This window comes from Chelatococcus asaccharovorans, from assembly GCF_003201475.1.
In the GTDB taxonomy this organism is placed as follows: domain Bacteria; phylum Pseudomonadota; class Alphaproteobacteria; order Rhizobiales; family Beijerinckiaceae; genus Chelatococcus; species Chelatococcus asaccharovorans.
On sequence record NZ_QJJK01000012.1, the window covers coordinates 87282 to 111630 of the forward strand.

Annotated in this window: 18 protein-coding genes; 5 read left to right on the forward strand and 13 right to left on the reverse strand. The window is 64.9% G+C overall.

What is annotated here, in order from left to right; all coding sequences use genetic code 11:
• Positions 1-166: 166 nt before the first annotated feature.
• Positions 167-640, forward strand: coding sequence for a VOC family protein (locus tag C7450_RS25520; RefSeq protein WP_110377466.1), 474 nt, complete (start codon positions 167-169; stop codon positions 638-640).
• Positions 641-656: 16 nt separating this feature from the next.
• Here C7450_RS25520 and C7450_RS25525 read toward each other — a convergent pair whose 3' ends face one another.
• Together C7450_RS25525 and C7450_RS25530 are read right to left on the reverse strand one after the other, a co-directional pair.
• A complete protein-coding gene (locus tag C7450_RS25525) occupies positions 657-2213 on the reverse strand; it encodes an indolepyruvate oxidoreductase subunit beta family protein (protein WP_110377297.1) in 1557 nt (518 codons plus the stop codon).
• Between the two features lie 11 nt (positions 2214-2224).
• Positions 2225-4378 carry a ferredoxin family protein gene (locus tag C7450_RS25530; protein ID WP_110377298.1) on the reverse strand — a complete coding sequence of 718 codons (2154 nt, stop codon included), beginning with the start codon at positions 4376-4378 and terminating at the stop codon, positions 2225-2227.
• Between the two features lie 559 nt (positions 4379-4937).
• Between C7450_RS25530 and C7450_RS25535 the strand changes: the two genes are divergently transcribed.
• Entirely contained in the window at positions 4938-6122 is a 1185-nt protein-coding gene (locus tag C7450_RS25535; protein ID WP_245450115.1) for a pyridoxal phosphate-dependent aminotransferase, read from the forward strand.
• Between the two features lie 43 nt (positions 6123-6165).
• The gene (gene argE / locus C7450_RS25540) at positions 6166-7344 is read left to right on the forward strand and encodes an acetylornithine deacetylase (protein ID WP_110377300.1); all 1179 of its coding nucleotides are present in this window, start codon (positions 6166-6168) and stop codon (positions 7342-7344) included.
• Between the two features lie 169 nt (positions 7345-7513).
• Here the strand turns inward: argE and C7450_RS25545 are convergent, their stop codons facing one another.
• The 4 genes from C7450_RS25545 to C7450_RS25560 form a co-directional block, all read right to left on the reverse strand.
• Positions 7514-8782 carry an NAD(P)/FAD-dependent oxidoreductase gene (locus C7450_RS25545; RefSeq protein ID WP_110377301.1) on the reverse strand — a complete coding sequence of 423 codons (1269 nt, stop codon included), beginning with the start codon at positions 8780-8782 and terminating at the stop codon, positions 7514-7516.
• A complete protein-coding gene (locus tag C7450_RS25550) occupies positions 8772-9707 on the reverse strand; it encodes an ABC transporter permease (RefSeq protein ID WP_110377302.1) in 936 nt (311 codons plus the stop codon). Before C7450_RS25550 ends, C7450_RS25545 begins: the two co-directional genes overlap by 11 nt.
• Before the next feature lie 3 nt (positions 9708-9710).
• Positions 9711-10688 (reverse strand): ABC transporter permease, encoded by a 978-nt coding sequence (locus tag C7450_RS25555; RefSeq protein WP_110377303.1) that lies wholly within the window; start codon positions 10686-10688, stop codon positions 9711-9713.
• Between the two features lie 77 nt (positions 10689-10765).
• Positions 10766-12343 carry an ABC transporter substrate-binding protein gene (locus C7450_RS25560; protein WP_210206534.1) on the reverse strand — a complete coding sequence of 526 codons (1578 nt, stop codon included), beginning with the start codon at positions 12341-12343 and terminating at the stop codon, positions 10766-10768.
• Between the two features lie 193 nt (positions 12344-12536).
• Here C7450_RS25560 and C7450_RS25565 point away from each other — a divergent pair, with 193 nt between their 5' ends.
• Positions 12537-14027 (forward strand): amidase, encoded by a 1491-nt coding sequence (locus C7450_RS25565; RefSeq protein ID WP_110377305.1) that lies wholly within the window; start codon positions 12537-12539, stop codon positions 14025-14027.
• Positions 14028-14280: 253 nt separating this feature from the next.
• On the opposite strand, the gene C7450_RS25570 is transcribed toward C7450_RS25565, so the two are convergent.
• The 6 genes from C7450_RS25570 to C7450_RS25595 form a co-directional block, all read right to left on the reverse strand.
• Complete coding sequence (locus C7450_RS25570; protein WP_110377306.1) at positions 14281-16161, reverse strand: dipeptide ABC transporter ATP-binding protein; 1881 nt, start codon at positions 16159-16161, stop codon at positions 14281-14283.
• Positions 16162-16165: 4 nt separating this feature from the next.
• Positions 16166-17041 (reverse strand): ABC transporter permease, encoded by an 876-nt coding sequence (locus C7450_RS25575; RefSeq protein ID WP_110377307.1) that lies wholly within the window; start codon positions 17039-17041, stop codon positions 16166-16168.
• Entirely contained in the window at positions 17038-18057 is a 1020-nt protein-coding gene (locus C7450_RS25580) for an ABC transporter permease (RefSeq protein WP_110377308.1), read from the reverse strand. Before C7450_RS25580 ends, C7450_RS25575 begins: the two co-directional genes overlap by 4 nt.
• 48 nt (positions 18058-18105) lie before the next feature.
• The gene (locus C7450_RS25585) at positions 18106-19665 is read right to left on the reverse strand and encodes an ABC transporter substrate-binding protein (protein ID WP_170147433.1); all 1560 of its coding nucleotides are present in this window, start codon (positions 19663-19665) and stop codon (positions 18106-18108) included.
• Positions 19666-19931: 266 nt separating this feature from the next.
• Positions 19932-20849 carry an NADP-dependent oxidoreductase gene (locus tag C7450_RS25590; RefSeq protein WP_110377310.1) on the reverse strand — a complete coding sequence of 306 codons (918 nt, stop codon included), beginning with the start codon at positions 20847-20849 and terminating at the stop codon, positions 19932-19934.
• 12 nt (positions 20850-20861) lie between these two features.
• Positions 20862-21563: a hypothetical protein gene (locus C7450_RS25595; protein ID WP_110377311.1), complete on the reverse strand. Its 702-nt coding sequence runs from the start codon at positions 21561-21563 to the stop codon at positions 20862-20864.
• Between the two features lie 149 nt (positions 21564-21712).
• On the opposite strand from C7450_RS25595, the gene C7450_RS25600 reads away from it, so the two are divergent.
• The gene (locus C7450_RS25600) at positions 21713-23332 is read left to right on the forward strand and encodes an ATP-dependent acyl-CoA ligase (protein WP_110377312.1); all 1620 of its coding nucleotides are present in this window, start codon (positions 21713-21715) and stop codon (positions 23330-23332) included.
• A 55-nt stretch (positions 23333-23387) separates the two neighbouring features.
• Here the strand turns inward: C7450_RS25600 and C7450_RS25605 are convergent, their stop codons facing one another.
• A complete protein-coding gene (locus C7450_RS25605) occupies positions 23388-24335 on the reverse strand; it encodes an ABC transporter substrate-binding protein (protein WP_110377313.1) in 948 nt (315 codons plus the stop codon).
• Positions 24336-24349 lie beyond the last annotated feature (14 nt).

Below are 24349 nucleotides of genomic sequence, written 5' to 3' on the forward strand. Positions count from 1 at the left end.
CCAAGGCTTCCCGGCATAATCGCGGAACGCCGAACCTGGCGAGCGCGTTCGCCTTTCGCAGTCGACCCTTTGGGGTTTAGAACTTTGAGCTTGGGGCATGTCGGCCGCGTGTGCGACTGACCGTTGGACAAACGCGCGAGGAAACGCGAAAGGACAAGCAATGGCAATCGCCAAGAACACCATCTGCCTCTGGTACGACAAGGACGCGGAGGCTGCCGCCCGCTTCTATGCCGAGACTTTTCCGGACAGCGCCGTGCATGCCGTCCACCATGCGCCGAGCGATTACCCCTCAGGCAAGGCCGGGGATGTGCTGACGGTCGACTTCACAGTCGCCGGCATTCCCTGTCTCGGCCTGAATGGCGGGCCCACCTTCAAGCATAACGAAGCCTTCTCCTTCCAGATCGCCACCGACGATCAGGAAGAGACGGACCGCTACTGGAACGCCATCGTGGGGAATGGCGGCCAGGAGAGCGCCTGTGGCTGGTGCAAGGACAAATGGGGCATTTCCTGGCAGATCACGCCGCGCGTCCTGACCGAGGCCCTGGCGGCCGGGGGCGGTGAAGCGAAGCGTGCCTTCGAGGCGATGATGCATATGAGGAAGATCGACGTCGCCGCCATCGAGGCCGCGCGGCGCGGCTGATGGCACCGATGGCGATCTACCGATAGGCGCTTTCCGCCGTCGAGAGCGCGCCGTCCAGGGCTTTGCCCTCTTCGTCCATGAGGGCCGCCTGCTTCAGGCGCCGCAGCCAGGCCGCGCCCTCAGGCTTGGCCGTGAGCATGGGGACAGCTGCCAGGACCCGGTCGAACTTGGACTGGCCGCGCGCATGGGTGTCGGAATAGCCCTTGACCAGGCGCCGGCAGGCGATCGCCTCGACCGCGAGGTCGTAATCCTGCGGCAGGGCCGTGGTTGCCACGTCGAGCCAATGCGCGACATGGGCCATTTCCCGTTCGTGCCGCAGGGTGCGGAGACGGATCGGCTTGAGGCTTGCGACGACGTAGAGGCTGAGGAACCAGCCGATCGTGCCGGTGCGCACGCGCCGGCCGCGGTTGACGAGGCGGTCCATCGCCCGGAACAGCTTCGGCCGCGCTTCGAGGAAGCGGCCGAGGCCCGCCGGGAGCGTGCCCGCCACCTCCTCCATGCGCGGATGCATATATTCGGTCGTATAGACGATCTGGTCACCCTTCGCGCCAACCTCGCGCCGCACCCGATCGAAACGGCTCGCGCGGGTCTTGAGATCGGCGACGCGGATGACGTCGTCATAGGCCATGGCAACCGCGAGATATTTCGCGGTCTCGGTGGTGAACGCGAAACCCTTCGCGGCGCCGCCATGGGCGGCATCGAGGGCGGTCAAAGCTGCGAGCCGGTCGAGATAAGCCCCGGCATAGGCGACGTCCTGATAGTCGACAAGGCGCTTGACGCCGGCGAAGGCCATCGCATGGGCCTCGGCGGGCAGCTCCTTGCGGATGCGCGTGACAAGCGCGTCGAGCGCCGCGTGGCCGACATGGTCCGGCAAAGGCGGTAGTGCCTTCTCGGGCTCGCCGCTGACCGTATCGCGCGGCTTCTCGCGCGTCCGATCATAGGCCGCCGAGAAAGCGCGCAGGCTGGCATCGACGCCCTTGCCGCCCGCCTTGACGGCATCCTCGAAGGCCGAGCGCGGGAAGGGCAGCACCTCGGCGGCGGCGAGCGCACCGAACATCGCCGCGGATATGACGCTGCCGTTCTTGGTGGCGAGCGTCTCCATGTCGAAGGCAATGATGCGCTTGGCGGCGATGCCCGCGGCTTCCACCACGACGCGCGGATCACCGATGCCGTTGCCAGGCTTTTCCTTCTCGCCGACGGCGAAGGAACGGTGGCTGGAGGTGATCAGCGTCGTGCGCTCGGGCGTGACGAGGCCGCGCAGCATGGAGCGGCCGGCCTCCATGAACTCGGCAGCCAGGACGACATCGACATCGCCGGGCGTGGGCATGAGCGACAGGATCGGCGCCTGCCCGTCCTGCGCCGGCAGCATTTCCACGTAATAGATCGTCGCGCCCGTCCGCTGCGCAACGCCGGGCACGGATGTCGACTGCGCCACCCAGCCCTGGGCCTCGGCCAGCGCGACCACCCAGTCGGATAAAACACCGCCGCCTTGGCCCCCCATGGCGAGGATCGCCACGGATATGGGACGCACGGTCGCCAGGCGCGCGGTTGGAAAGGTCTCGTGGCGTGTCATTCTGCCCTCGCTCACGCCGGAAAGACCACACGCCGGCTGTCGCGCCGGCGCTGCAGGAAGGAGATCACCGCCCCGCGGACCCTGGCCAGGAAACGGTCGAGGCCCGTCGGGTTGTGGATGATATCCGCGCGGTAGAAGGAGGGGCAGAGCACGGCCGCCTCGGACACCTCGCCGCAATTGCCGCAACCGACACAGGAATTGTCGATGGCGGCCACCGGGTCGTCCTTCAGCGGATCATCGGTATGCTTCACCGACAAGGATGGACAGCCCGAGAGTCTGATACACGCGTGATCGCCGGTGCAGACATCTTCGTCGACGCCGAAACGCTCGCGGACCATGCGTTGCCCCGCCTTGACCGCCGTGTTGAACTGCGGCTTCACGCGCCGCTGCTTGTTCAGCATGCATTCCGACGAGGCGACAATGACCTTCGGCCCGCTCTCGGGCGACGTCAGCGCCTCCCTGAGCGTGTCGCGCATCTTTGCGACGTCATAGGTCCGGTCGATCTGGCGCACCCATTTGACGCCGATGCCCTTCACCGCGTCGGTGATCGGGTGCTTGGTCGAACGCTCGGGATTGTCGGCGCGGGAGGATAGGATGTCCTGTCCACCGGTGGCGGCGGCATAGTGGTTGTCGACGATCAGGATGACGCCGTCCTGCTTGTTGTAGACGGCGTTGCCGATGCTGGTGGAGAGCCCGTTATGCCAGAAACCGCCGTCGCCCATCACGGAGATCGGCCGTTTGTCGGCTTTCACGTTGAAGGCCGACGCCGAGGCCGGCCCCAGGCCGTAGCCCATCGTCGTCGCGCCGATATTGAAGGGCGGCAGGATGGAAAAGAGGTGGCAGCCGATATCGGCGGAGACATGGTGCTCGCCGAGTTCCTTCTCGACGAGCTTCATTGCCGCGAAGATCGGCCGCTCGGGACAGCCCGTGCAGAAGCCGGCCGGCCGCTGCGGCACGACATCGGCCAGCGCCTTGACCTTCGGATCGGCGAGGACCGGCGCCGCATCCGGCAGGGGCGGCCGGTTGCCGAGGAGGACGCGGGCGTGCGTCTCGAAGAAGGCAGTCAAGCCCTTGATCAGGACAGGCGCCGTCATCTCGCCGCCGAGTGGCAGGAGATCCTTGCCGCTGACCTTCGTATTGATGTCGCGGCGGCGCAGCAGGGTGTGCAGGCTCTGCTCGATATATTCGGGCTGGCCCTCCTCCACCATGATGACAGCCTTCTTGCCGAGGCAGAACTCCACCATCTCGTCGTCGATCATCGGATAGGCGACGTTGAGCACATAAAGCGGCACGACTGAATTGCCGTAGACATCGGCAAGCCCGAGAAACTGCAGCGCGCGCATGACACTGTTGTACATGCCGCCCTGCAGGATGATCCCGACGTCACCCTCAGTGGGGCCGAAGAATTCGTTGAGCTTGCGTTCCTTGATGAAGGCGACCGCTGCGGGCCAGCGTTTCTCCAGCTTCTCCTTCTCATGGACATAGGCCGCAGGCGGCAGCACGATGCGGTTGACGTCGCGCTTCGGGGATTCGACCGCCTGACGCAGGGTGAACGCCGGCTTCTTGTTGTCCTTGGCCACGAACTGGCCATGCACATGACAGGTGCGGATGCGCACGCCCAGCATCACCGGCGTATTGGAAGCTTCCGACAAGGCAAAGCCATCTTCCACCGCCTTGACGATGGATTCGAGATTGGGCCGCGGATCGAGCAGCCACATCTGCGATTTCATGGCGAAGGCATGGGACCGCTCCTGCATGATGGAGGAGCCTTCGCCGTAGTCCTCGCCGATGATGACCAGGGCCCCGCCCGTCACGCCGCCGGACGACAGGTTGGACAGCGCATCCGAGGCCACATTGGTGCCGGCGGTCGATTTCCACGTCACGGCGCCGCGGACCGGATACATCACCGATGCCGACAGCATGGCGGCGGCTGCCGCCTCCGAGGCGGAGGACTCGAAATGGACGCCGAGATCGTCCAGCACGTCCTTCGCGTCCGCCAGGACATCCATCAGATGGGAGATCGGCGAGCCCTGATAGCCGCCGACGTAGGAGACGCCGGACTGCAACAACGCCTTGGTGATGGCAAGAATACCTTCCCCGCGGAAGATCTCCCCTTCACCCAGTTTGAGGTCCTGGACCTCGCGCGCAAACGAACGCTCAGCCATGCAACTGGCCTCCCATCATGATGACCAGAGCGACGGCGCTCATCATCGCCATCGATCACTGCCGGCAGGCCACGGCCCGGATATCTGAGGATACATATTCCCGGAGCATGGCCGGCTTGTTCCCATCTCTTGAATAAGAATAGGGAAAGGATGCGCCAAGGCAAGACCGAAAATACCGCAAAATGAATGCATTTACATATTTCTGGTGGGCATCGCGCCCTCCTGGCAAACCTCCGGCGCGGAACGAAGCTTTTGTTGCATTTCGTCTCCGTCGGCTTAAACTAGTTTGAGCTTGAAATAATCGCCGCGCAAGGCTGAATTCTGGAGGCTTGAACGAGGCCAGGCGCAAGCGGGGAGCAGGACTGGCCTCGTCTGCGCGGGTTCGCGGGACGAAGCCTCGCCCTTGCATGGACGACATCCGGAAAAGGCCTCGCAAGACACCGAGGAAGATGCAATTGCACCGATTCTTCGGCGGGCGGGCCGTGGGCGTCATCCTGCGCGCCTGATAACGAAACTGCATTGGAGCTAATTGGCTCTTGATCCTGTGGGGGTATTTATTGTGTCAATACCGGCAGACCTTGCGCCCGCGCGCGGCATTCGTCCCTCCATGGCCAGTATTCCGATGGAGAACATCGCGCGGCTCGCCGTCGAAGCGCAGGGCCTCGAAGGCGTCATCCCACTCTGGTATGGCGAGGGCGACATGGTCACGCCGGCCTTCATCCGCGATGCCGCGAAGGCGGCGCTCGATGCGGGCATGACCTTCTACGTCCCGGACATGCGCGGTCTGCCCGCGCTGTCGGAGGCACTATCGGCCTACCAGACCGCCCTGCACGGTCGCCCCATCTCCAGGGCGCGCTCCACCGTCACCCCGGGCGGCATGCAGGCCGTCTATCTCGCGCTGTCGCTCATCGTCAATCCGGGTGACGAGGTCATCTATATCGAGCCGCAATGGCCGAATATCCGCGCGGCCATCCATATGCATGATGGCCATCCCGTCCCCTTCCCGCTCGATTTCCGCGACGGCGACTGGCGGCTTGATCTCGATCGGCTCTTCGCAACCTGCACCGCCAAGACGCGGGCGATCTTTCTTCCCACCCCCTCCAATCCGGGCGGCTGGGTCGCGACGAGTGCGGAGCTCGAAGCCATTCTGGCCTTCAGCCGCCGCACCGGCGTGTGGATCCTCAGCGATGAAGTCTATGGCCGCATCTATTTCGAGGGCCCTGTCGCGCCGTCCATGCTCCAGATGGCCGACGACGAGGATCGCGTCCTGGCGGTCAACAGCTTCTCCAAGGCCTGGGCCATGACGGGCTGGCGCGTCGGCTGGCTCAACCATCCCGCCTCGCTGTCCCCGACGATCGGCGCGATGACCCAGTATCTCAACAGCGGCACGGCGGGCTTCGTGCAGGCTGCCGCCGCCGCGGCGCTCAACCACGGCGAACCCGTGGTCGATGAGGTGCGCGAGCGCTGCCGGACTGGGCGCGACATCGCCTACGAACATCTCGCCGGCATCAACCGGCTCGAATTCGGCGCCAAGCCGCGCGGCGGGCTCTATGTCTTCTTCGCCTTGAAGGGTGAGGACGACGCCATGGTCGCCTGCAGCAAGATCCTGCATGATGCCCGGGTCGGGCTCGCGCCCGGACATCTCTTCGGTGGTGTTGCCAAGCGCTTCATGCGCATGTGCGTCCTGCGCGACGCGCACCAGATCGAACAGGCCTGTTCGCGTATCGCCGAGGCGCTTCGGTGATCCTACCGTTTCGATAACCCCTTCGCATCGCGAAAGGACCATCATGTCGGCTCCTCCGGCTGCGCCCCTCTCCGCCAAGGCTGCTCTTGCGCGGCTGATCGCCTTTCCCACCGTGAGCGCCGCCAGCAATCTCGATCTCCTCGACTGGGTCGAGACGACCTTGGCACCGCTCGGCGCACGGTTCCGGCGCTTCCCAAGCCCGGACGGGACCAAGGCCAATCTCTTTGCGAGCATCGGCCCGGACGCCCCCGGCGGTCTCGTCTTGTCCGGGCATACGGATGTCGTACCCACGGCCGGGCAGGACTGGTCGGGCGATCCCTTCGTCATGCGGGAGGACAACGGCCGGCTGATCGGCCGTGGCGCCACCGACATGAAGGGTTTTTTGGCCTGCTGCATCGCGGCGGCGCAGAGCGTCGCCACGCTGCCGCTTGTAAAGCCGCTTCATCTCGCCTTCTCCTATGACGAGGAGGTCGGCTGCACCGGCGTCTGGCCCATGGCCGAGTGGCTCGGTGGGTCCGGTCTGTCACCGCAGCTCGCCGTTATCGGCGAACCGTCGTCGCTTCAGGTGATCGATGCCCACAAGGGGGGCCTCATCGGCTGGACCACCGTCACCGGCAAGCCGGGCCATTCCTCGCAGCCCGATCGCTATGTCAATGCGGTCATGGTCGCGGGTGAGTTGATCGCCTTCATCAATGGGCTCAGGCGTGAGTTTGCCGCCGGCGGGCGCCATGAGGGCCTCGATCCGCCCTACAGCACCATCCAGGTCAATATCATCAACGGCGGCTTGCACGGTAATATTGTCGCCGAGAGCTGCCGCTTCTTCTGGGAGATGCGCGTTATCCCGGGCGTCGATGCCCATGACGTGCTCGCACGGATCGAAGACTTTGCGCGCGTGACCCTCGAACCGGCGATGAAGGCGATCGATCCAGGTTGCGGCATTGCCTTCGAGGTCCAGGCGCATATTCCGCCGCTCGCCCCCAATGCCGACAGGGGGGCCGAAACGATGCTCATGGATCTCGTCGGCCAGACGACCCCGCTGAAAGTTCCCTATGGCACCGAGGCGGGCATCTTCCAGCGCTTCGGCACGCCGGCCGTCGTCTGCGGCCCGGGCGACATCGCGCAGGCCCACCAGCCCGACGAGTTCATCGAAGAAGCTGAGCTCGAACACTGTGTCGCGCTCATCACCCGCCTGGCGGAAGAGCGCCTTTGCTCGGTTACTTAGACACATAGAGCCGGTCATCCCGGGACGCGCGCAAGCGCGGGCCCGGGATCCAGAACCGATACGGTTCAGGCGTTGGGCGGGGTGACTTTTCCTTTCGGCGACAGCGTTCATGGATCCCGGACAATGGCTTCGCCATTTCCGGGATGACACCGCCTTCGCGTCCCGCCCTCTAAGCGGCAAAGCGCTCCGCGCGATAGGCCTGGGGCGAGATGAAGGGCGTCTCGCCGCTCATCATCTCCGCGAGCATGCGCCCGGTCACCGGCCCCAGGGTCAGGCCGTAGTGGCTATGTCCGAAGGCGAACCACAGGCCGGGATGGCGCGGCGCGGGACCGATCACCGGGAGCATATCCGGCAGGCATGGGCGTGCGCCGAGCCAGGGGGCCGGTTCGATGGGATCCCCAAGCGGGAGCATGCTGCGCGCGCTCGTCTCGATCTGCTGGAGCTGGACGGGGCTCGGTGGCGCGTCGCGCGCCGCGAGCTCGACGCCGCTCAACAGGCGAACGCCGCGCGTCATCGGCACCATCAGGCAGGCTTCGTCACGTACATAGACGGGCTGTGTCAGCCGGCACCCCTCATTGTGAGCGAAGTGCCGGTGATAGCCGCGCTTGACGGCAAGCGGAAAGCGATAGCCCAAGCGCGTTGCGAGATCGCCGGTCCAGGGGCCGAGCGCAACGACGGCATGATCGGCCACGACGACCTCCTCGCGTTCCGACCGGATCTGCCAGCCGCCGGCCTCACCGGTGAGCGCCAGCGCATCGGCGCGCAGGATGCGCCCGCCTCGGTTTGTGAACAGCGCCGCATAGGCCTCGACGAGCCCGCCGGGATCGACGATCCACCCTGTATCGCGCCAGGCGATCGCCCCGCTGAGGCCGGGTCGCAGCACGGGTTGAAGCGCATAGAGGGCGTCTTGCTCTATGCGTTCGGCGGTGATCCCGTGGCTTCTGGCAAGCGCCGCCTCGCGGTCGGCGTCGTCCAGTTGCTGCGGCGAGCGGCAGAGTTCGAGCCATCCCTCGCGGCGCAGCAGGCCTGTCGCCCCGACCTGCGCCATGAGCGCCTCATGCTCGGCAAGCGCGGCGCCGATCAGTGTCCGGAAAGCCGGCCCGATATGGGCGAGCGCGCCATCCCGCGAGGCACGCCAATAGGCGAGGAGCCATGATGCGATCTGTGGCAGAACACGCGGATCGTAGCGCAATGCGGCGGAGCGGTTCGTGGCCAGTGTCAGCAGCGTCGACAGACCTCGCGGAAAGGGATGCGGCAGGACGGCCGAGGATTCGATGAGGCCGGCGTTGCCGTAGCTCGTCTCGCGTCCCGGCGCCTTTCGGTCCGCCAGAATGACCGACCATCCGCGCTGCTGGAGATGCAACGCGACTGAAACGCCGACGATCCCCGCTCCCAGCACCAGGGCGCGGCGGCCTGGGGGCGGCCGGTCAGTTGCCATTTTGATCGCTATAGGGATCCATCACGTGACGCAGCCGATCGCCGACGAGATTGATGGCGAGGACGAGCAGCAGCAGCGCGAAGCCGGGAAAGGTCGAAATCCAGTATTTACCGGAGAGCAGATAGCCATAGCCGTTGGCGATGAGCATGCCGAGCGACGGCTCTGTCACCGGCACGCCGACGCCGAGGAAGGAGAGGGTCGCCTCGAGCGAGATCGCATGGGCGATCTGCACGGTGGCGACGACGATGAGCGGCGGCAGGCAGTTCGGCAGGAGATGGCGGAGCATGATGCGCCATCGCGGCGCCCCGAAGGACACGGCCGCCGCGATATAGTCCTTCTCGCGCTCGACCAGGGCGGACCCGCGTACCGTGCGGGCGTAGTAAGCCCATTGCACGATGACCAGCGCCAGGATGACCTTGTCGATGCCGCGGCCGAAAACCGAGAGCAGCACCAGTGCGACGAGAATGGAGGGGAAAGACAGCTGCAGGTCCACAATGCGCATCGCCAGGCTGTCGACGCGGCCGCCGATATAAGCGCAGCCAATGCCGACGAAAGCCCCTATCGCGCTTGCGATCACCACCGATACCACGCCCACGCCGATCGAAATGCGCAGGCCGTAGAGAATAGCGGAGAGCATGTCGCGACCCTGGTCATCTGTTCCGAGCCAGGAGACCGTACCGTCGCCGAGCATAGCACCGGGCGCCAGCATGTTATCCATGATGTCGAGCTTATCGAGATCATAGGGGTTCTGCGGCGAGATCTGCGGCGCAAAGACGGCGAGCAGCAGAAACAGCAGGAACAACAGTAATCCGAAGAGGGCGCCCGGCGATCGCAGGAAAGCCTTGATCCGCTTCCGGGCGATGCTCTGGCGGGGTTGGTCCACCTCAGCCGTATCGGGACCGGTCGGTATATGCGCTGCGACCATGGCTCAAGCCTTCGATGCGCTGAAGCGCACGCGCGGATCAAGGACGGCATAGAGCGCATCCACGATCAGATTGACGGTGACGAAGATCAGGCAGGTCACCATGAGATAGGCGACGATGACCGGCCGATCGATCCGGTTGATGGAGTCGATCAGGAGTTTGCCCATGCCGGGATAGGAGAACACCGTCTCGACGGCGACCGCAAAGGCGATCATCGCGCCAAACTCCAGCCCCATCACGGTGATGACGGGGATGATGACGTTCTTGAGGAGATGCACGGTCACGATACGGCCGGGCGGCACGCCGCGCGCCCGCGCCGTGCGGATGTAGTCCTGCCGGTTGACGGTACGCGTGCCGGTTTCGCAGATGCGGATGATCAGCGAGGTCTTGTAGAGCGCGAGCGTAAAGGCTGGCAGGATCAGGTATTTCAGGCCCTCGAGGGACAATATCGAGAGCGGGATGCCGAAGACATCCACCGTCGGGCCGCGCCCTCCCGACGGCAACCATTTCAATTGCACCGCGAAAATGGAGATCAGCATCAGGCCGATCCAGAAATTCGGCAGCGAGAACCCCAGGATCGAGCCGGACATGATGGTCTTGCCGCTGAGGCCGCTGGGTTTCAGCCCGGCGATGATGCCGAGCGGAAGGCCGATGCCGAGCGCGATCACCATGGCGACGATGGCGAGTTCCAGCGTCACCGGCAGCCGCTCCAGGATGACCGTGGTCGCCGGCTTGCCATAAACGAAGGAATTGCCGAGGTCTCCCCGCACCGCATTCCAGAGGAAACTCGCGTATTGCTCCAGAATAGGCCGATCCAGCCCAAGACGCGCGATCGCCGCCGCGCGCTCGGCCTGGTCGGCATCCGGGCTGACCATGACATCGACGGGATTGCCGAGCGCGAAGACTGCGAAGAAGACCAGCGTCGCCGTGACGAAGAGGACGAGCAGCCCGCCAATCAGGCGGCGTGTCAAGAATACCAGCATCGTCTTACAGCTCCCGTCTGCCGCTCATCGCCGCAAACTGTCTCGTCGATCGTCTCGTTGACCACTTGGCCAAGCCGTCACTTCGCCGGCGCGAACATGAGCGCGGATGTGCGCTCGTCCATACGCGGCGTGATGGTGATCCCGGGCTTGGCGGCCCAGGTATTGGCCTGGAAGTAAAGCGGCACGATCGCGACATCATCATGCACGATCTGGGTTGCCTCTTGAAGCAGCTTCGAACGCGCCGCGTCGTCGATCGTATTCAGCGCCTTGGCCGTGACGGCATCGAGGTTCGGGTTGCAGTAATTGCCCCAGTTCACGGGCCCCCAACCCTTTTCCTTGTTCGTGCAGGCGATCATCGCGCGGATCGGCGACGACGCCTCCGCGGTCTGCGCGCCCCAGCCCATCATGACGGAGGAAAACTCGCCCTTGTTGCCACGGGTGTTGATGACCGCAAAAGGCACGGCATCGACGGACGTCCGGATGCCGACGCGCGTCAGCATCTGCGCCAAGGCCTGCGCGACCTTGGCGTCATTGATAAGCCTGTTGTTGGGCGAGGCGAGCACGAGCCGGAAGCCCTTGTCATAGCCGGCTTCGGCCAGGAGCTTTTTCGCCTGTTCGGGATCATAGGCAGGCTTGATGGCGGGAACATAGCCCTGCATCGTTTCGGTGACGATATTGTTCGTCGGGAATGCGAGGCCCTGCATCAGCCGGCTGGCGATCGCCTCGCGATCGATGGCGAGATTGACGGCCTTGCGCACCCGCAGGTCCTTGAAGGGGTTGGCCTTCAGCGGGCTGCCGTCCGCAGCCGTGACGCCCGGGGTCTCATCCCGTCCGCTATCGAGGAAGAGGAAGATGAGCCGGTGCGACATCTTCTCGGCGACAACGAGATTCTTGTTGTTCTTCACCGCTTCCAGATCGGGCGTCGGGATATTCTCGATCACATCCACCTCCCCCGACAGAAGGGCGCTCAACCGGGCGCTGTCATTGGGCAGGAAACGGATCTCGACATTGTCCCAGGCGGGCTTGCCGCCCCAGTAAGTCTCGTTCGCCGTCATGATGACGCGGTCATCGGGCGTATAGGACTTGAACTTGTAGGGGCCCGAGCCGACCACGCCCTGACCGGTCAGGAACTTGTCGGAGGTCAGGCCTTCCGTCGCCTTCTTGCTGACGATGAAGACATTGGTCAGGTCGGCCAAAAGCAGGGGGTAGGGCGCTGCGGTCTTCAACTGAACCGTGCGGTCGTCGATGATCTTTTTCTCGACGATCGGGCGGGTATAGATGCCGAAGCTCGAGGGGCTGTTCGGAATGGTGGCCGGGCGATTGATGGACCAGACGACGTCTTCCGCCGTGACGGGCGAGCCGTCGCTGAATTTCGCCGGGCGCAGCTTGAACTCCCAGGTCGTGTCGTCGACGACCCGCCAGGATTCCGCGAGCGCCGGGATGATGCGGCTGTCGGGATCCATCTGGACCAGCGTATCGAACATGTTGCGCGACACGGCGATGTTCTGGCTGGCGTTATGGAACTGGGGATCAAGGGTGGTCGCAGGCGCGCTGAAACCGATCTTCAGGTCCGCGGCCCAGCCTGCTGCCGGGAGCGAGGCAAGAACGGCAAAGGCCGCGGCCCGCAACGCTATGTTGACGCCCATCTTTTTCATCAGATTTGCCCCTCGTGACTCGTGTGGTCATTTGATCAAGACCGCTTCGGAGTGCGGGGAGCTTAAACCGACATCGCGCGGAGGTAAACGCTTCAAGCTTAAAACTCCCCTTGAAGTTATCACTCCGATGTCTAGCATTCGCGGGCATATGTGCGGCTCACGCAACCGCGGTCTTGGAAGACAGGAAAAGCCCATGCAGCCTTGTGATCTTTCCGCGATTGAGGCCCGTCGCCTGATCGGCGCCGGCAAGCTTTCACCGGTCGAGCTCCTCGAGAGCTGTATCGCACGGATCGAGGCGGTCGATCATGCCGTCAACGCGGTTGTCACGCGCGATTTCGAGCGCGCCCGCGAACGCGCCCGGGAGGCCGAGGCCGCCGTCGCCAAGGGGGAGCCACTCGGGCCCCTGCATGGCCTGCCCATCGGCATCAAAGATACGTCCGAGACCGGCGGACTGCGCACGACCTTCGGCAGTCCGATCTTCAAGGATCACGTGCCGGCAGCCGACGAGCGCTTCGTCGCCCTCATTCGCGCGGCCGGCGGGATCGTCGTCGGCAAGACGAATGTTCCCGAGTGGGCGGCCGGCGGCAACACCCGCAACCCTGTCTTCGGCGCCACGGGCAACCCCTTCGATCCCACGCGTTCGGCGGCCGGATCGTCCGGCGGTTCCGCCGTCGCGCTGGCCTGCGGCATGGTGCCCTTGGCCTCCGGCTCAGACACCGGCGGCTCGTTGCGCAATCCGGCCGCCTTCTGCGGTGTTGTCGGGTTCCGTCCGTCGCCTGGTCTCATCCCTAGCGAGAAGCGCGGCGCGGCCTGGCTCCAGGTGTCCACCAACGGGCCGATGGCCCGCACTGTCGGCGATGCGGCACTGCTGTTGTCCGTGATGATGGGCGAGGACAGCCGTGATCCGCTGTCGGCGGTCGTGCCCGGCGAGACCCTGCGCAAAGCGGCAGATTATGCCAGCCTGCCGGAGGTCGATCTGTCGACCTTGCGCGTCGCGATCACGCCGGATTTCGGTTTCGCCCCGACGGAGCATCAGGTCGCTCAGACGCTGGCTGACAAGACCGGACTGTTCCGCTCGGTCTTTCGCGAGGCCGCCGATACGACGCCGGATTGCACGGGCGCAGACGACATCTTCGCGGTGCTGCGCGCGGTCGCCGCACTCGCCATGTTCGGTCCCCTCGCCGCCAAGCATCCCGACCAGCTCGGCCCCAATATCAGGGACAATATCGCCGAGGGCGACGGCTACAGCGCGCGTGACGTGGCTGAGGCGATGAATGCCCAGACGGCGATGTACCGGCGCTGGCAGGCCTTCTACAAGGATTATGACATCATCCTCGCACCGAGCGTCACCATCAGCCCCCGGCCGTGGCGGGAGCTCTACCCGCGCGAGATCAACGGCCAGGCGACGCGCAGCTACTACCACTGGCTCGCTTGCGCCTATGCGGTCACCTTGCCCGGGCATCCCGCGGTTTCCCTGCCGGTCGGGCTCGATCGCAACGGTCTGCCGTTCGGCCTGCAGGTGATCGGGCCGCGCGGCGGTGACCGCTTGACCCTCGGTGTCGCGGCCGCGCTCGAGCGGCATCTTTCGGGCGACAGCCGCACCGCGCGCCCCCTTCCCGATATCGCGGCGCTCACGGCAAAGCCCGCGTTGTCAGAGGCCGAAGGGTTCTACGCCTTCGACTGAAGCGCGAGAGCATTTTCGAGCGAAGTGGACACCGGTTCGCGTGAAGAAAATGCGTAGAATCAAAGACCTGGAGCAAATCCCACTGAGATGGAATCGTCTGATGCCATCTCAGTGGGTGAATTTGCTCGTTAATTTTTGAGTGATGGCAAGTCCGCAGGCGGACTTGCCATAGAGCAAAATCCGACCGGAGTGAAACGAGGATCGATAAGATTATGCTTGAAATAAAGGAGGTTAGAACGCTGATCTGATGCAATCAGATCGAAGCGCGCTCTAAACCCTCGGCGTTGTCCGGCTCCACGGCAACGGGGGCCGGCCATGGCGTGTCGAGATCGTCGGGGGGAACCGCGGCGATCAGCTGGCGGGTATAGGGATGCTGCGGATCGCCGAACACGCGGTCGACCTCGCCTTCCTCGACCACCACGCCGTGGTGCATGATGACGACGCGCGAGCAGAGATAGCGCACAACGGCCAGATCGTGGGAGATCAGGACGAGGCTCAGGTCGCGGGCCGCACGCAGGTCGAGCAGCAGGTTGAGGATCTGCGCCTGCACGGAGACGTCGAGGCCCGACACGATCTCATCGGCAATCAGGAGGTGAGGCGTGACGCACAGCGCCCGCGCGATATTCACGCGCTGCTTCTGACCGCCGGAGAGTTGGGCGGGATAACGCTCCAGCAATTCGCCGGAGAGCTTGGTCTCGGCGAGGAGCGACCGCGCGCGTTCGAGACGCTCCGCGCGCGACGCGCCCGTCGGCTCCATTGCCTGGGTGACGATATGGTCGATCGACCGGCGCGGGTTGAGCGCGGATTGCGGATCCTGAAAGACCATCTGCAGGGTTTCAAGGCGCAGGGCCCGCGCCTTGCTGTCGGCGCGCGTGACGTCCTCGCCCGCGACCAGGATGCGCCCGTCGGTCGGCGTTTCAAGGCCGGCGATGAGCCGCGCGAGCGTGCTCTTGCCCGAGCCGGATTCACCCACGATGCCGATGAATTCACCGCGCTGAACCGTCAGCCCGACATTCTTCACCGCATCCGTCCCGGGCTTGCGCCGGCCGAGCCAGTCCGCCTTGCCGGGATAATGCTTGGAGAGCCCCTCCAGCACGAGGACGGGCTCGCTCCCTTTGTCCGCCGCGGGCGGCACGAGGATGGGCTCGGCCTCGACCAACGCGGCCGCCCTTTCGCCGCAAGCGTCGCTGCAACGCACGAAATGGGCCGGCGCGATCTCGCGCAAGGTGGGTATCGCCGCCGCACAGGCGGGATCGGCCACAGGGCAGCGCGTCGCGAAACGGCAACCCGGCAGGCGCGCGAAGGCCTCCACCGTCGGCATCTGGTCCGGCAGGGTGCGCAGGCGGTGGCGCGGGCCGCTGAGCACCGGATTGGCCGCCTTCAACACGCGGGTATAGGGATGGCGCGGTGCCTCGAGAACCTCGCCGGCCGGGCCTTCCTCGATCACCTCGCCCGCATAGAGCACGGCGATCCGGTTGCAGACGCGCGCCGCCAGCCGGAGGTCATGGGTGATGAAGACCATCGCCGTGCCCTGTTCCCGCTGCAGCCGGCGCATAATCTGCACGACGGTCGCCTGGGTCGAGACATCAAGCGCCGTCGTCGGCTCGTCCGCGATGACGAGGGCGGGTTTCGCGGCGAAGGCCATGGCGATGAGCACGCGCTGGCACATGCCGCCCGAGAGCTGGAAGGGATAGCGCTGCAGCAGGTCTTCCGGATTGCGCAGGCGGACATCGGCGAGGGCCTGCACGATATGCTCGCGGAAGGCCGATCGCGGCAGGCCGCCGATGCGGGCCAGGTGCTCGGAAAACTGCTGGCCGATGGTCAGCACCGGATTGAGCGAGGTCAACGGCTCCTGCGGAATGAAGGCGATCTCGCGGCCAAGCAACTGACGGCGCGCCTCGCCCGTGATCCGCGTGAGATCAGCGCCGCCGAAGTCGAGCGAGCCTTCCGAAACGTGGAACCCTCCCGGCAGGTTGGCCGCGATCACCCGGCCGAGCATGCTCTTGCCGGCCCCGGATTCGCCGACGAGCCCGATGATCTCCCCCCGCGCCACGGCAAAGCTGATATCCCGGAGGACGGCGATGCCGCCGGCCGAGGAGACCGTCAGGTTCTTCGCTCGCAACACATCCGCCATGACGTCAGGCCCTCCCGCGGCTGGTGACGAGGCGCGGATCGAGCGCCCGCCGCAGGCCGTCGCCCAGAAGGTTGAACGACAGGATGGTCAGGAAGATCGCGAGCACGGGAACGACGACGCCAAAGGGCGCCTGATTCATGGTGGAACGCGCATCGGCGAGCATGACGCCCCAGGCCGGCACATCGGGCTCGACGGAGAGGCCGACGAAGGACATGATGGCCTCGACCACGACCGCGATGCCCGCCTCCAGGCTCAGCATGGTCAGGACCAGCGGGGCAACCGCCGGCAGGACCTCACGCAGGAGGGTTCGGACGTGGGAGAAGCCGACGAGGCGCGCAGCCGCGACATAGTCCTTGCGGGCCACCACCATCACATCCGAGCGGATGACGCGGCAGAAGCGGGTCCAGTCGATCAGCACGATGGCGAGCACGACCTTGTTGACCCCCGCCCCCAGCGCAAGCAGGAGCAACAGCGTGAGAATGACCGGGGGGAAGGCCATCCAGATCTCGACGATCCGGCTGATCAGCCAGTCCACCGGCCCGCGAAAATAGCCCGCGAGCAGGGCCAGCACCGTGCCGAGCAGCATGGCGCCGAGCGACGACAGCGCGGCCACGTAGAGCGCCACCCGCCCGCCATAGAGCAGGCGCGACAGAATGCAGCGCCCGAGCCCGTCGGTGCCCAGCGGATAAGACGGGTCTCCACCGGCCTGCCACATGGGGGGCAGCAGCGTGTTGATGAGGTCCTGCTCCTGCGGGTCATGGGGCGCGAAGATCGGGGCGCCCAGGGACGCGATGACGATCAGGATGAGAATGATGCCACCCACGAGGATGCGCGGGCTGTGAAGGCAACGCTCGAGCGCCTGGCGGCCATGCGGTGTCATGCCATCCTCAGCTTTGGATTGGCCGCGAGATAGATGACGTCGACGATCGCGTTGATGGCGAGCACCAGCACACAATAGACAAGCCCGACGACCTGGACGACCGGCAGGTCGTGGTTGCGCACGGCATCAACCATCAGGTTGCCGAGCCCGGGATAGGCGAAGATCATCTCGACCAGCACGGTTCCCCCGAACATGAACCCGCCCTGGACGCCGATGAGGCTGATGGTCGGCAAGGCTGCATTCTTCAGGGCATGATGCAGGATGATCTGCCGCTCCGAGATACCTCGCAGCCGCGCCTGGGTGATGTAGTCCTCCATGATCGTCTCGATGAGCGATGAGCGCAGCACCCGCATGATGAGCGGCGCGAGGCCGATCGACAGCGCGATCACCGGAAGGACCATATGGGTGAGCGCGCTGCCCAGCACATCCGGCCGCCCGGTCATGATGCTGTCGAGGAGGAGGAAGCCCGTAACGGAGGGGGGAAGCGACACCGACGGGTCGAGGCGTCCGATGAAGGGGAGCAGGGGAACAGCCACGCCCAGGAAGAGGATGAGCAGGATCGCCCAGAGGAATTCCGGAACCGCCATGATGGCGGTCGTGCCGAGGTCGAGGACCTGTTCGCCGATCGTGCCACGCCAGGCGAACATCAGCATGCCACCGCCGATGCCAAGCAATGTGCCGACGATGAGGCTGAACACCACCAGCTCGACCGTGGCCGGCAGGGCCGTCGCGACGAGATCGATCACCGGCCGGCGGAAGAAGACCGAGGTGCCGAAGTCTCCCCGCAGAAGCGACGATATCCAGATCCAGTATTGCTCGGGAATACTGCGATCAAGCCCCAGCGCCTGTTTCATCGCCTCATAGTCAGCCTGCGACGATCCCGGCGGCAACGACATCGCCACGGGGTCCGCAGGCACCAGCCGCAGGAGGATAAAAATCAGCGCAGATACGCAGATCAGTATGGGAATCGCCAGTATAATGCGACGCAACAAGAGTTCGAGGGCGATGCGGCCCATGAATTCGGCACCTCGATCAAAGAAAGGGCATCGCCCGCGGGTTTAAGGTCAGCCCTTCAAGGTATAGGTGCTCGGCAAGGTCAGGCCATTCGCATATTTCGTGGTCGCAACCTTGTCTGTATGGGCGATCGTCTTGACGCTCTGGTAGAGTGGAATCGTATAGCCCTGCTCCGCCGCGAAGCGATTGACGGCCTTGTAGCCCGCGACACGCTTCGCCTCGTCCACCTCCACCAAGAGCGGATGGATCATCTGCCCGAGGTCGTCCGACTTGAACGCGGAGAAGATCGACTTCGGATCGAGGAGATAGCCGGCATAGAACTCCGGATCACCGGCCGTGTTGCCCCAGCTGTAGAGCGTCGCCTCCTTCAGCGCACCGGCGCGCAGCCGCTCCTGGTAGGTCGATAGCTCGATCGTCTCGAGTTCGGCGTTGATGCCGATTTTCTTCCACATCTGGACGATGGCGCGCGCGACGTCGAAATCGCCCGGATTGACGCCGTTGGTGGTCGAGAGGGTGATCGAGACGGGCTTGTCCGGCCCGTAGCCGGCTTCCTTCAGCAGCGCCTTCGCCTTGTCCTCGGAATAGGCGAATTCGTAGTCCGCGGGATAGCCGGGCGTGCCCTTCGCGGCGGGCACGGAGATCGGCACCGCGGCGCCGCCGAAGAACGCCTTCGACAGAGCGGCCTTGTTGATGGCGTGATGCGCGGCAAGACGCACCTTCTGATCGGCGAAGCCGCCGTTCTTCGTGACCTGCAGGATGGTGATGTCGGTGATCGGGTCGATGGACGTCATCAGGCCCGGCACCTTGCCGAGGCGCTCGGCTTCGCGGATCGGCACGTCGATCGACATGCTGGCGCGCCGCGATTCGATCGCCGCCGTGCGGGCGTTCTGATCGCGGACGATGTCGATCGTCACCCGGCCGATCTTCGGTTTGCCGCCCCAGTAGCGATCATGCGCCTCCAGGACCATGCGCGCGCCTTGCTGGTATTCCACGACCTTGTAGGGACCCGAACCGACCGGCTTCTTGGTAAAGGCATCGATGCCCATCGTTTCCAGCGCCTGTTTCGGGACCACGAAACTCGCAAGAAAATACAGCCAGGAGATCGCCGTCGGCATCGGCTCGCTGAAATGCATCACGGCGCGTGTCGGCGAGATGACCTCGATATCCCGCACCTTCCTCCAGATGAAGGCCGTATCGAGCTTCCGCTGTCCCTCCGCCACCGGCGCGTGGGGACGCTCGAAATAGGTGTAGCGGATGTCTTCCGCCGTGAAGGGGCTGCCGTCGTGGAAAACCGCATCGGCGCGCAGATCGAGGCCGAGCGCGAGACCCTTGTCGTCCACATAGCCCCATTTCGTGACGAGGCCGGGCAGGACCTCCAAAGTCGGTCCCTGGCGCAGCGGCTGATCGAAAACGGTCAGATAAAGGGAGAAGCCGGCGGGAAAGGTGCGCGCATTCGGATCCCATGTCGGAACATCCGCCGGATAGGCAATCGCCAGTTCGCCGCCCGATGCCGCCTGCGCCAGCACGGAGCGGGGAACACCCAGCGCGCTCAGCGCGGCCATGCCGGCCCCAAATCCGAGAAGACGACGGCGGTCGGGTTGAAAGCTCATCGCGCGTTCTTTCATGAAGCCGTGCCTCTTGCTGTGAGAGAGGCCAGGCGTTTGTCTGGAAGTGATTTTTTGCCGCGTCGAAAGCCGCCTGCTTCCCACGAGGCGCGGGTTACGCCCAAGAATTCCACGTCCCGGAATGTTCCGTCCAAGACATTATAGACTTAAAATAATTCATCAGTGCGGCGGCGCGTCAAGCCCGAAATATGGATTTACATATTTTGCCGACAGCTTGTGCAGATTGGGGAAGCCTGCCTTCCATTGGAGCATCAAAGCGTGAGCACGATGCGTCCGCGCGTGACCTCGCCGGCTTCGATACGTCTGTGAGCCTCCCCGATATCGGCGAGCGGCAGCGTGCCGACCACGCCGGGCCGCCAGATTCCGTCTGCCGCCGCCTGGACCACGGCCGCCATCACATCCGGGCGGTCCGTGACCATTGCGCGCGTAACCGTGATGCCGCGCTCGCTCCGCTCAACGAATGGCGCGGCGACGAGATAGACAAGTTGCCCCCCGTCCCGCAGCACATCATAGGAGCGCGCGTGAACGTCACCGCCAATAAGGTCAAATACCACGTCTTGCGGTTCGATTCGCGTGAAATCCTCTTCATCATAGGCAATGGCCCGCTGCGCGCCGAGGCTTCGCACATAGCCGCGATTGGCAGCGCGGCAGGTCGCACTCACGATGGCACCGCGATGATTGAGGAGCTGCACCATCAGGCCACCGACGGCCCCTGCCCCGCCATGCACAAGCACGCGCATGCCGGGCGATACGGCAGCCGTCTCCACGGCGATCAGCGCGCTGAGCCCCGGCTGCAGCAGGGCGCCGGCCTCGGCGGTCGTCAAGGCGGACGGCGCCGGTACCAGAGCCGTGCGGGGACAGGCGATCAGGGTTGCTGCCGTGCCGCTTCCGCGCGGCGCGAGCAGGCAGATGCGATCACCGACGGCAAGATCCACCACACCAGCGCCGAGCGCCACGACGACGCCCACCCCATCCCGGCCCGGGATCTGCGGAAAGCGCGGGGCGAAATGCTGTTGCAGTGCGCCGGCGCGGAGTTTCACGTCGAAGGGCGCAACACCTGATGCCTGCACCTGCACGAGCACCTCGCCGGCGCCCGCCACCGGGTCTGGCGCCTCGACCAACCGCATGACGTCAGGCGGTCCATAACGATCATACTGGATGGCCCACATGCTGCCTCTCGCTTAACGCGTTCCGATGATGTCGGTCGCCATCGGATAATGGGCGTTGCCGCCGTCATATTTCGGGAACTGATAGTAATCGGCGCGAAGATCATGCCGCACGGGCGATTGCAGCGCCGCCGTCAAGGCCTCCGGGCTGTCGAACATCACGCGGTTGCGCTGGATGTGATGGACGCGCTGCCAGGGCATGGCGTCGCACCAGTCGATCCGCGACAGAACCTCGATCTCGCGGATGCCGGGGAAGCGCCGCATGATCTGCGGATGGTGCGTGACATAGTGGGTGAACCAGGCGTTGAGATCCTCCGCCTGCCCGTCGTAGTGGACGACATAGCTGCAAGGCATCCCGCCGGCTGGCGCCTGAACGCGGGGATCATCTACGGGAAACGGCCGGAGCGCCATGGCCTGCTGCGTCACGGTCGCGCCCGTGAGGCTCGGCCAATCACGGGCAAGGGCCTGCAGATGGCCATCCGCTGCGATCGCCGCCTCAAGGTGGCTGAGCTCGTCGAAATAAAACTGCAACCCGAGCTGCGGCGGCGGGCCATCGCGATTGTAGATGTCCTGCGCAGTTTCAGGCGTATAGATATTGGCCCGGCGCAGGTTCGGCGTGCCTGCCACAATGTCCCGGATGGCCCGCGCGTCCGCAGGCGTCACGCGCCGACCGAATTCATCTTGATTCTCGAAGACAACGAAGTAGCAGAAGCGCATGAATAGCCTCCTATACGCCTGCGAAACTTGATAATACTTTTAGCTTTCCCGCCCGGAAAGCGACATAAGACAGTTTTATTTCATATTGCACATTAATTTGCATTTTCATATAGTCGCCCCAGCCTATCGACAGGGATCGGACCTTCGCCATGCCGGCAGACACTCATTCGCCTCAGCCAGCCGAATTGTTCGCGCCGCCGGAGCGCACCGTGCCGACGTTGCTTGAGCGCCAAGCCGCACGGTTCGGCGACCGTCTCCTGTTCTCCTGCGGGGATGCGCGCTGGAGCTATGCCGATCTCTGCGCCATCGTCGCGCGGCGTGCGAAAGTCTTGCAGGACGCCGGCATATCCACCGGCGACCGGGTGGCCCTGATCGCCGGCAACAGTCCGGAACTCATCGAGATCGTGCTGGCCTGTGGCTGGCTCGGCGCAGTATCCGTGCCGATCAACACGGCATCGCGCGGCTTCCAGCTCCAGCATATTCTCGGCAATTGCGCGGCGCGCCTGCTGATCGTGGAGGCCGAGTTCCTGCCGGCTCTTGCCACCATCGACCTCGCGCGCCTGCCGGTCGACACGATCTGGGTCATCGGCGCCGCCGGGGATGAGGCGGCCATGCCCGCGGCGATCCAGGCGCGGGCCTTTCCCGACCGCGGCGACGTGGCGATCGCGCCGGCCACCGTGGCGCCGGGCGATCCCTTCATCATTCTCTACACGTCGGGCACCACCGGGCCGTCCAAGGGCGTCGTCTGCCCGCATGGGCAGTTCTTCTGGTGGGGCGTCGTCACCGGGCGACAACTCGGCGTCGTCGAAGGCGATGTGCTCATGACGACCTTGCCGCTGTTCCATACCAATGCGCTCAATTGCTTCTTCCAGGCGCTGATCCACGGCGCCAGCCAGCGCGTCGAGCGGCGTTTCTCGGTATCCGGCTTCTTCGAGGCCTTGGAGACCCACGGCGCGACCGTGACCTATCTCCTCGGCGCGATGGTGCCGATGCTGCTGTCGCGCGAGCCGAGCGCTGTCGAGAGCCGCCACAAGGCGCGGGTGGCACTCGCCCCGGGCGTGCCTGCCGGTCTCCACGACGCATTCCTGAAACGCACCGGCATCCTGCTGCTCGACGGCTTCGGCACCACGGAAAGCAATGCCGTCATCGGCTCCACCCGCGACAATCTGAGGGCCAACTGGCTCGGAAAGGTTGCCGACGGGTTCGAGGCCATCGTCGCCGACGCAGACGACAATCCTGTCCCCGATGGTGTGCCCGGCGAGTTGCTGCTGCGCGCCCGCGAGCCCTTCTCCATGGCGTCCGGCTATTTCGGCATGCCGGAGAAAACCGTCGAGGCCTGGCGCAACCTCTGGCTTCACACCGGCGACCGGGTCGTGCGCAACGCTGAGGGCTACTTCCGCTTCATCGATCGCATGAAGGATGCCATCCGTCGCCGTGGCGAGAACATCTCCTCCTACGAGGTCGAGCAGGTGCTCGCGGCGCATCCGGCCGTGGGTGTGGCCGCCGTCTTTCCCGTCTCGTCCGAACTCGCCGAAGACGAGGTCATGGCCGCCATCGTGCTGAAGGAAGGGGTTGAGGTCAGCCCGACCGAGATCGTCCATTTCTGTGAGGGCAAGCTGTCCTATTTTGCCATCCCCCGCTTCATCGAGTTCGTCGAGGACCTGCCCCGCACCGAGAACGGCAAGGTCCAGAAGTTCAAGCTGCGCGAGCGCGGACGCTCGGCCACGACATGGGACCGTGACGCCGCCGGCATCGTGCTCAAGCGCTGACCGCCGATCGGTCGAGAAGGCCCCGCCGGCGGCAGGACCGGCAGGGCCTCATCGGTCACGGCTTGTAGAAGTCCTTCACGACGACCTTGCCGAGATCCGTCTTGGTCTTGGTGATCTTCTGCTCCTGGAGGAAGTCCGCGATCTTCTCGTAGTCCTGAACGTCCTTGTCGGTCACGCTGCGGACCTTGCAATCGACCTCCTTGACGAACTGCACGGTCTGGTCGACCGGGATCTTGCCGGCCATCTGCGCCGCCTTCCCGGCTTCCTCGGGGTTGGCGCGAATGGCGTCGCAGGCCTGGGCGAGCGCACGCGCAACCTTCTCGGCGGCGTCCTTGTGGCCCTTCAGCCAGTCGGCCGAGGTCACGAGGACGATGGTGCCGAGATGGCCGACGTCCTCGCTCACCGCCAGAATGGTGGCGCCCTGCTTCACGGCGAGCGACGGCCAGGGCTCCCAGATGAAGAAGGCGTCGATATCACCACGCGTCAGCAGGGCGGGCAGTTCCGGCGGCGCGGAGCGCACCAGCTCGACATTCGGGATATTGAACTTCTTCATCGCCAGCCGAACGGCATATTCGCTGTCACCGGCCGGCGCGAAGCCGATCTTCTTGATCTGGCTCGGATCGGTGATGCCCTTGCGGGCGGCGAGCTTCACGAACTTCCCATGCGTCTCGACGATGGCGAGGATACGAATGTCGACCCGCGAGCCGCGATTGATGGCGGCGGGCGAGCCGACAATCGTCATGTTGAGCTGTCCCGCGCCGACCGCATCGGTCGCCTCACCGCCCGACGGATAGTTCTGCGTCGTGACATTCAGCCCTTCCTTCTCGAAGAGCTTGTTCTGCAACGCGACGAACACAGGCGAGAACGATGCGTCCACACCGGTGCCGATGGTCACCGGCTCGGCGGCTAAGGCGGATGCAGCCGAGAGGCTGAGGCTTGCGACGGCAGCGATGCCCAGACGGCGCAGCGTCAAGGCCGTAGTCCTGCGCAGTGATGTTGTCATGATGATCCCACTCC

Excerpts from the sequence above, each read along its gene's own strand:
- C7450_RS25525 (WP_110377297.1), bottom strand. The coding sequence starts at position 2,213 with ATGACACGCCACGAGACCTTTCCAACCGCGCGCCTGGCGACCGTGCGT.
- C7450_RS25530 (WP_110377298.1), bottom strand. The coding sequence starts at position 4,378 with ATGGCTGAGCGTTCGTTTGCGCGCGAGGTCCAGGACCTCAAACTGGGT.
- argE (WP_110377300.1), top strand. The coding sequence starts at position 6,166 with ATGTCGGCTCCTCCGGCTGCGCCCCTCTCCGCCAAGGCTGCTCTTGCG.
- C7450_RS25545 (WP_110377301.1), bottom strand. The coding sequence starts at position 8,782 with ATGGCAACTGACCGGCCGCCCCCAGGCCGCCGCGCCCTGGTGCTGGGA.
- C7450_RS25550 (WP_110377302.1), bottom strand. The coding sequence starts at position 9,707 with ATGGTCGCAGCGCATATACCGACCGGTCCCGATACGGCTGAGGTGGAC.
- C7450_RS25555 (WP_110377303.1), bottom strand. The coding sequence starts at position 10,688 with ATGCTGGTATTCTTGACACGCCGCCTGATTGGCGGGCTGCTCGTCCTC.
- C7450_RS25560 (WP_210206534.1), bottom strand. The coding sequence starts at position 12,343 with ATGAAAAAGATGGGCGTCAACATAGCGTTGCGGGCCGCGGCCTTTGCC.
- C7450_RS25565 (WP_110377305.1), top strand. The coding sequence starts at position 12,537 with ATGCAGCCTTGTGATCTTTCCGCGATTGAGGCCCGTCGCCTGATCGGC.
- C7450_RS25570 (WP_110377306.1), bottom strand. The coding sequence starts at position 16,161 with ATGGCGGATGTGTTGCGAGCGAAGAACCTGACGGTCTCCTCGGCCGGC.
- C7450_RS25575 (WP_110377307.1), bottom strand. The coding sequence starts at position 17,041 with ATGACACCGCATGGCCGCCAGGCGCTCGAGCGTTGCCTTCACAGCCCG.
- C7450_RS25580 (WP_110377308.1), bottom strand. The coding sequence starts at position 18,057 with ATGGGCCGCATCGCCCTCGAACTCTTGTTGCGTCGCATTATACTGGCG.
- C7450_RS25585 (WP_170147433.1), bottom strand. The coding sequence starts at position 19,665 with ATGAGCTTTCAACCCGACCGCCGTCGTCTTCTCGGATTTGGGGCCGGC.
- C7450_RS25590 (WP_110377310.1), bottom strand. The coding sequence starts at position 20,849 with ATGTGGGCCATCCAGTATGATCGTTATGGACCGCCTGACGTCATGCGG.
- C7450_RS25595 (WP_110377311.1), bottom strand. The coding sequence starts at position 21,563 with ATGCGCTTCTGCTACTTCGTTGTCTTCGAGAATCAAGATGAATTCGGT.
- C7450_RS25600 (WP_110377312.1), top strand. The coding sequence starts at position 21,713 with ATGCCGGCAGACACTCATTCGCCTCAGCCAGCCGAATTGTTCGCGCCG.
- C7450_RS25605 (WP_110377313.1), bottom strand. The coding sequence starts at position 24,335 with ATGACAACATCACTGCGCAGGACTACGGCCTTGACGCTGCGCCGTCTG.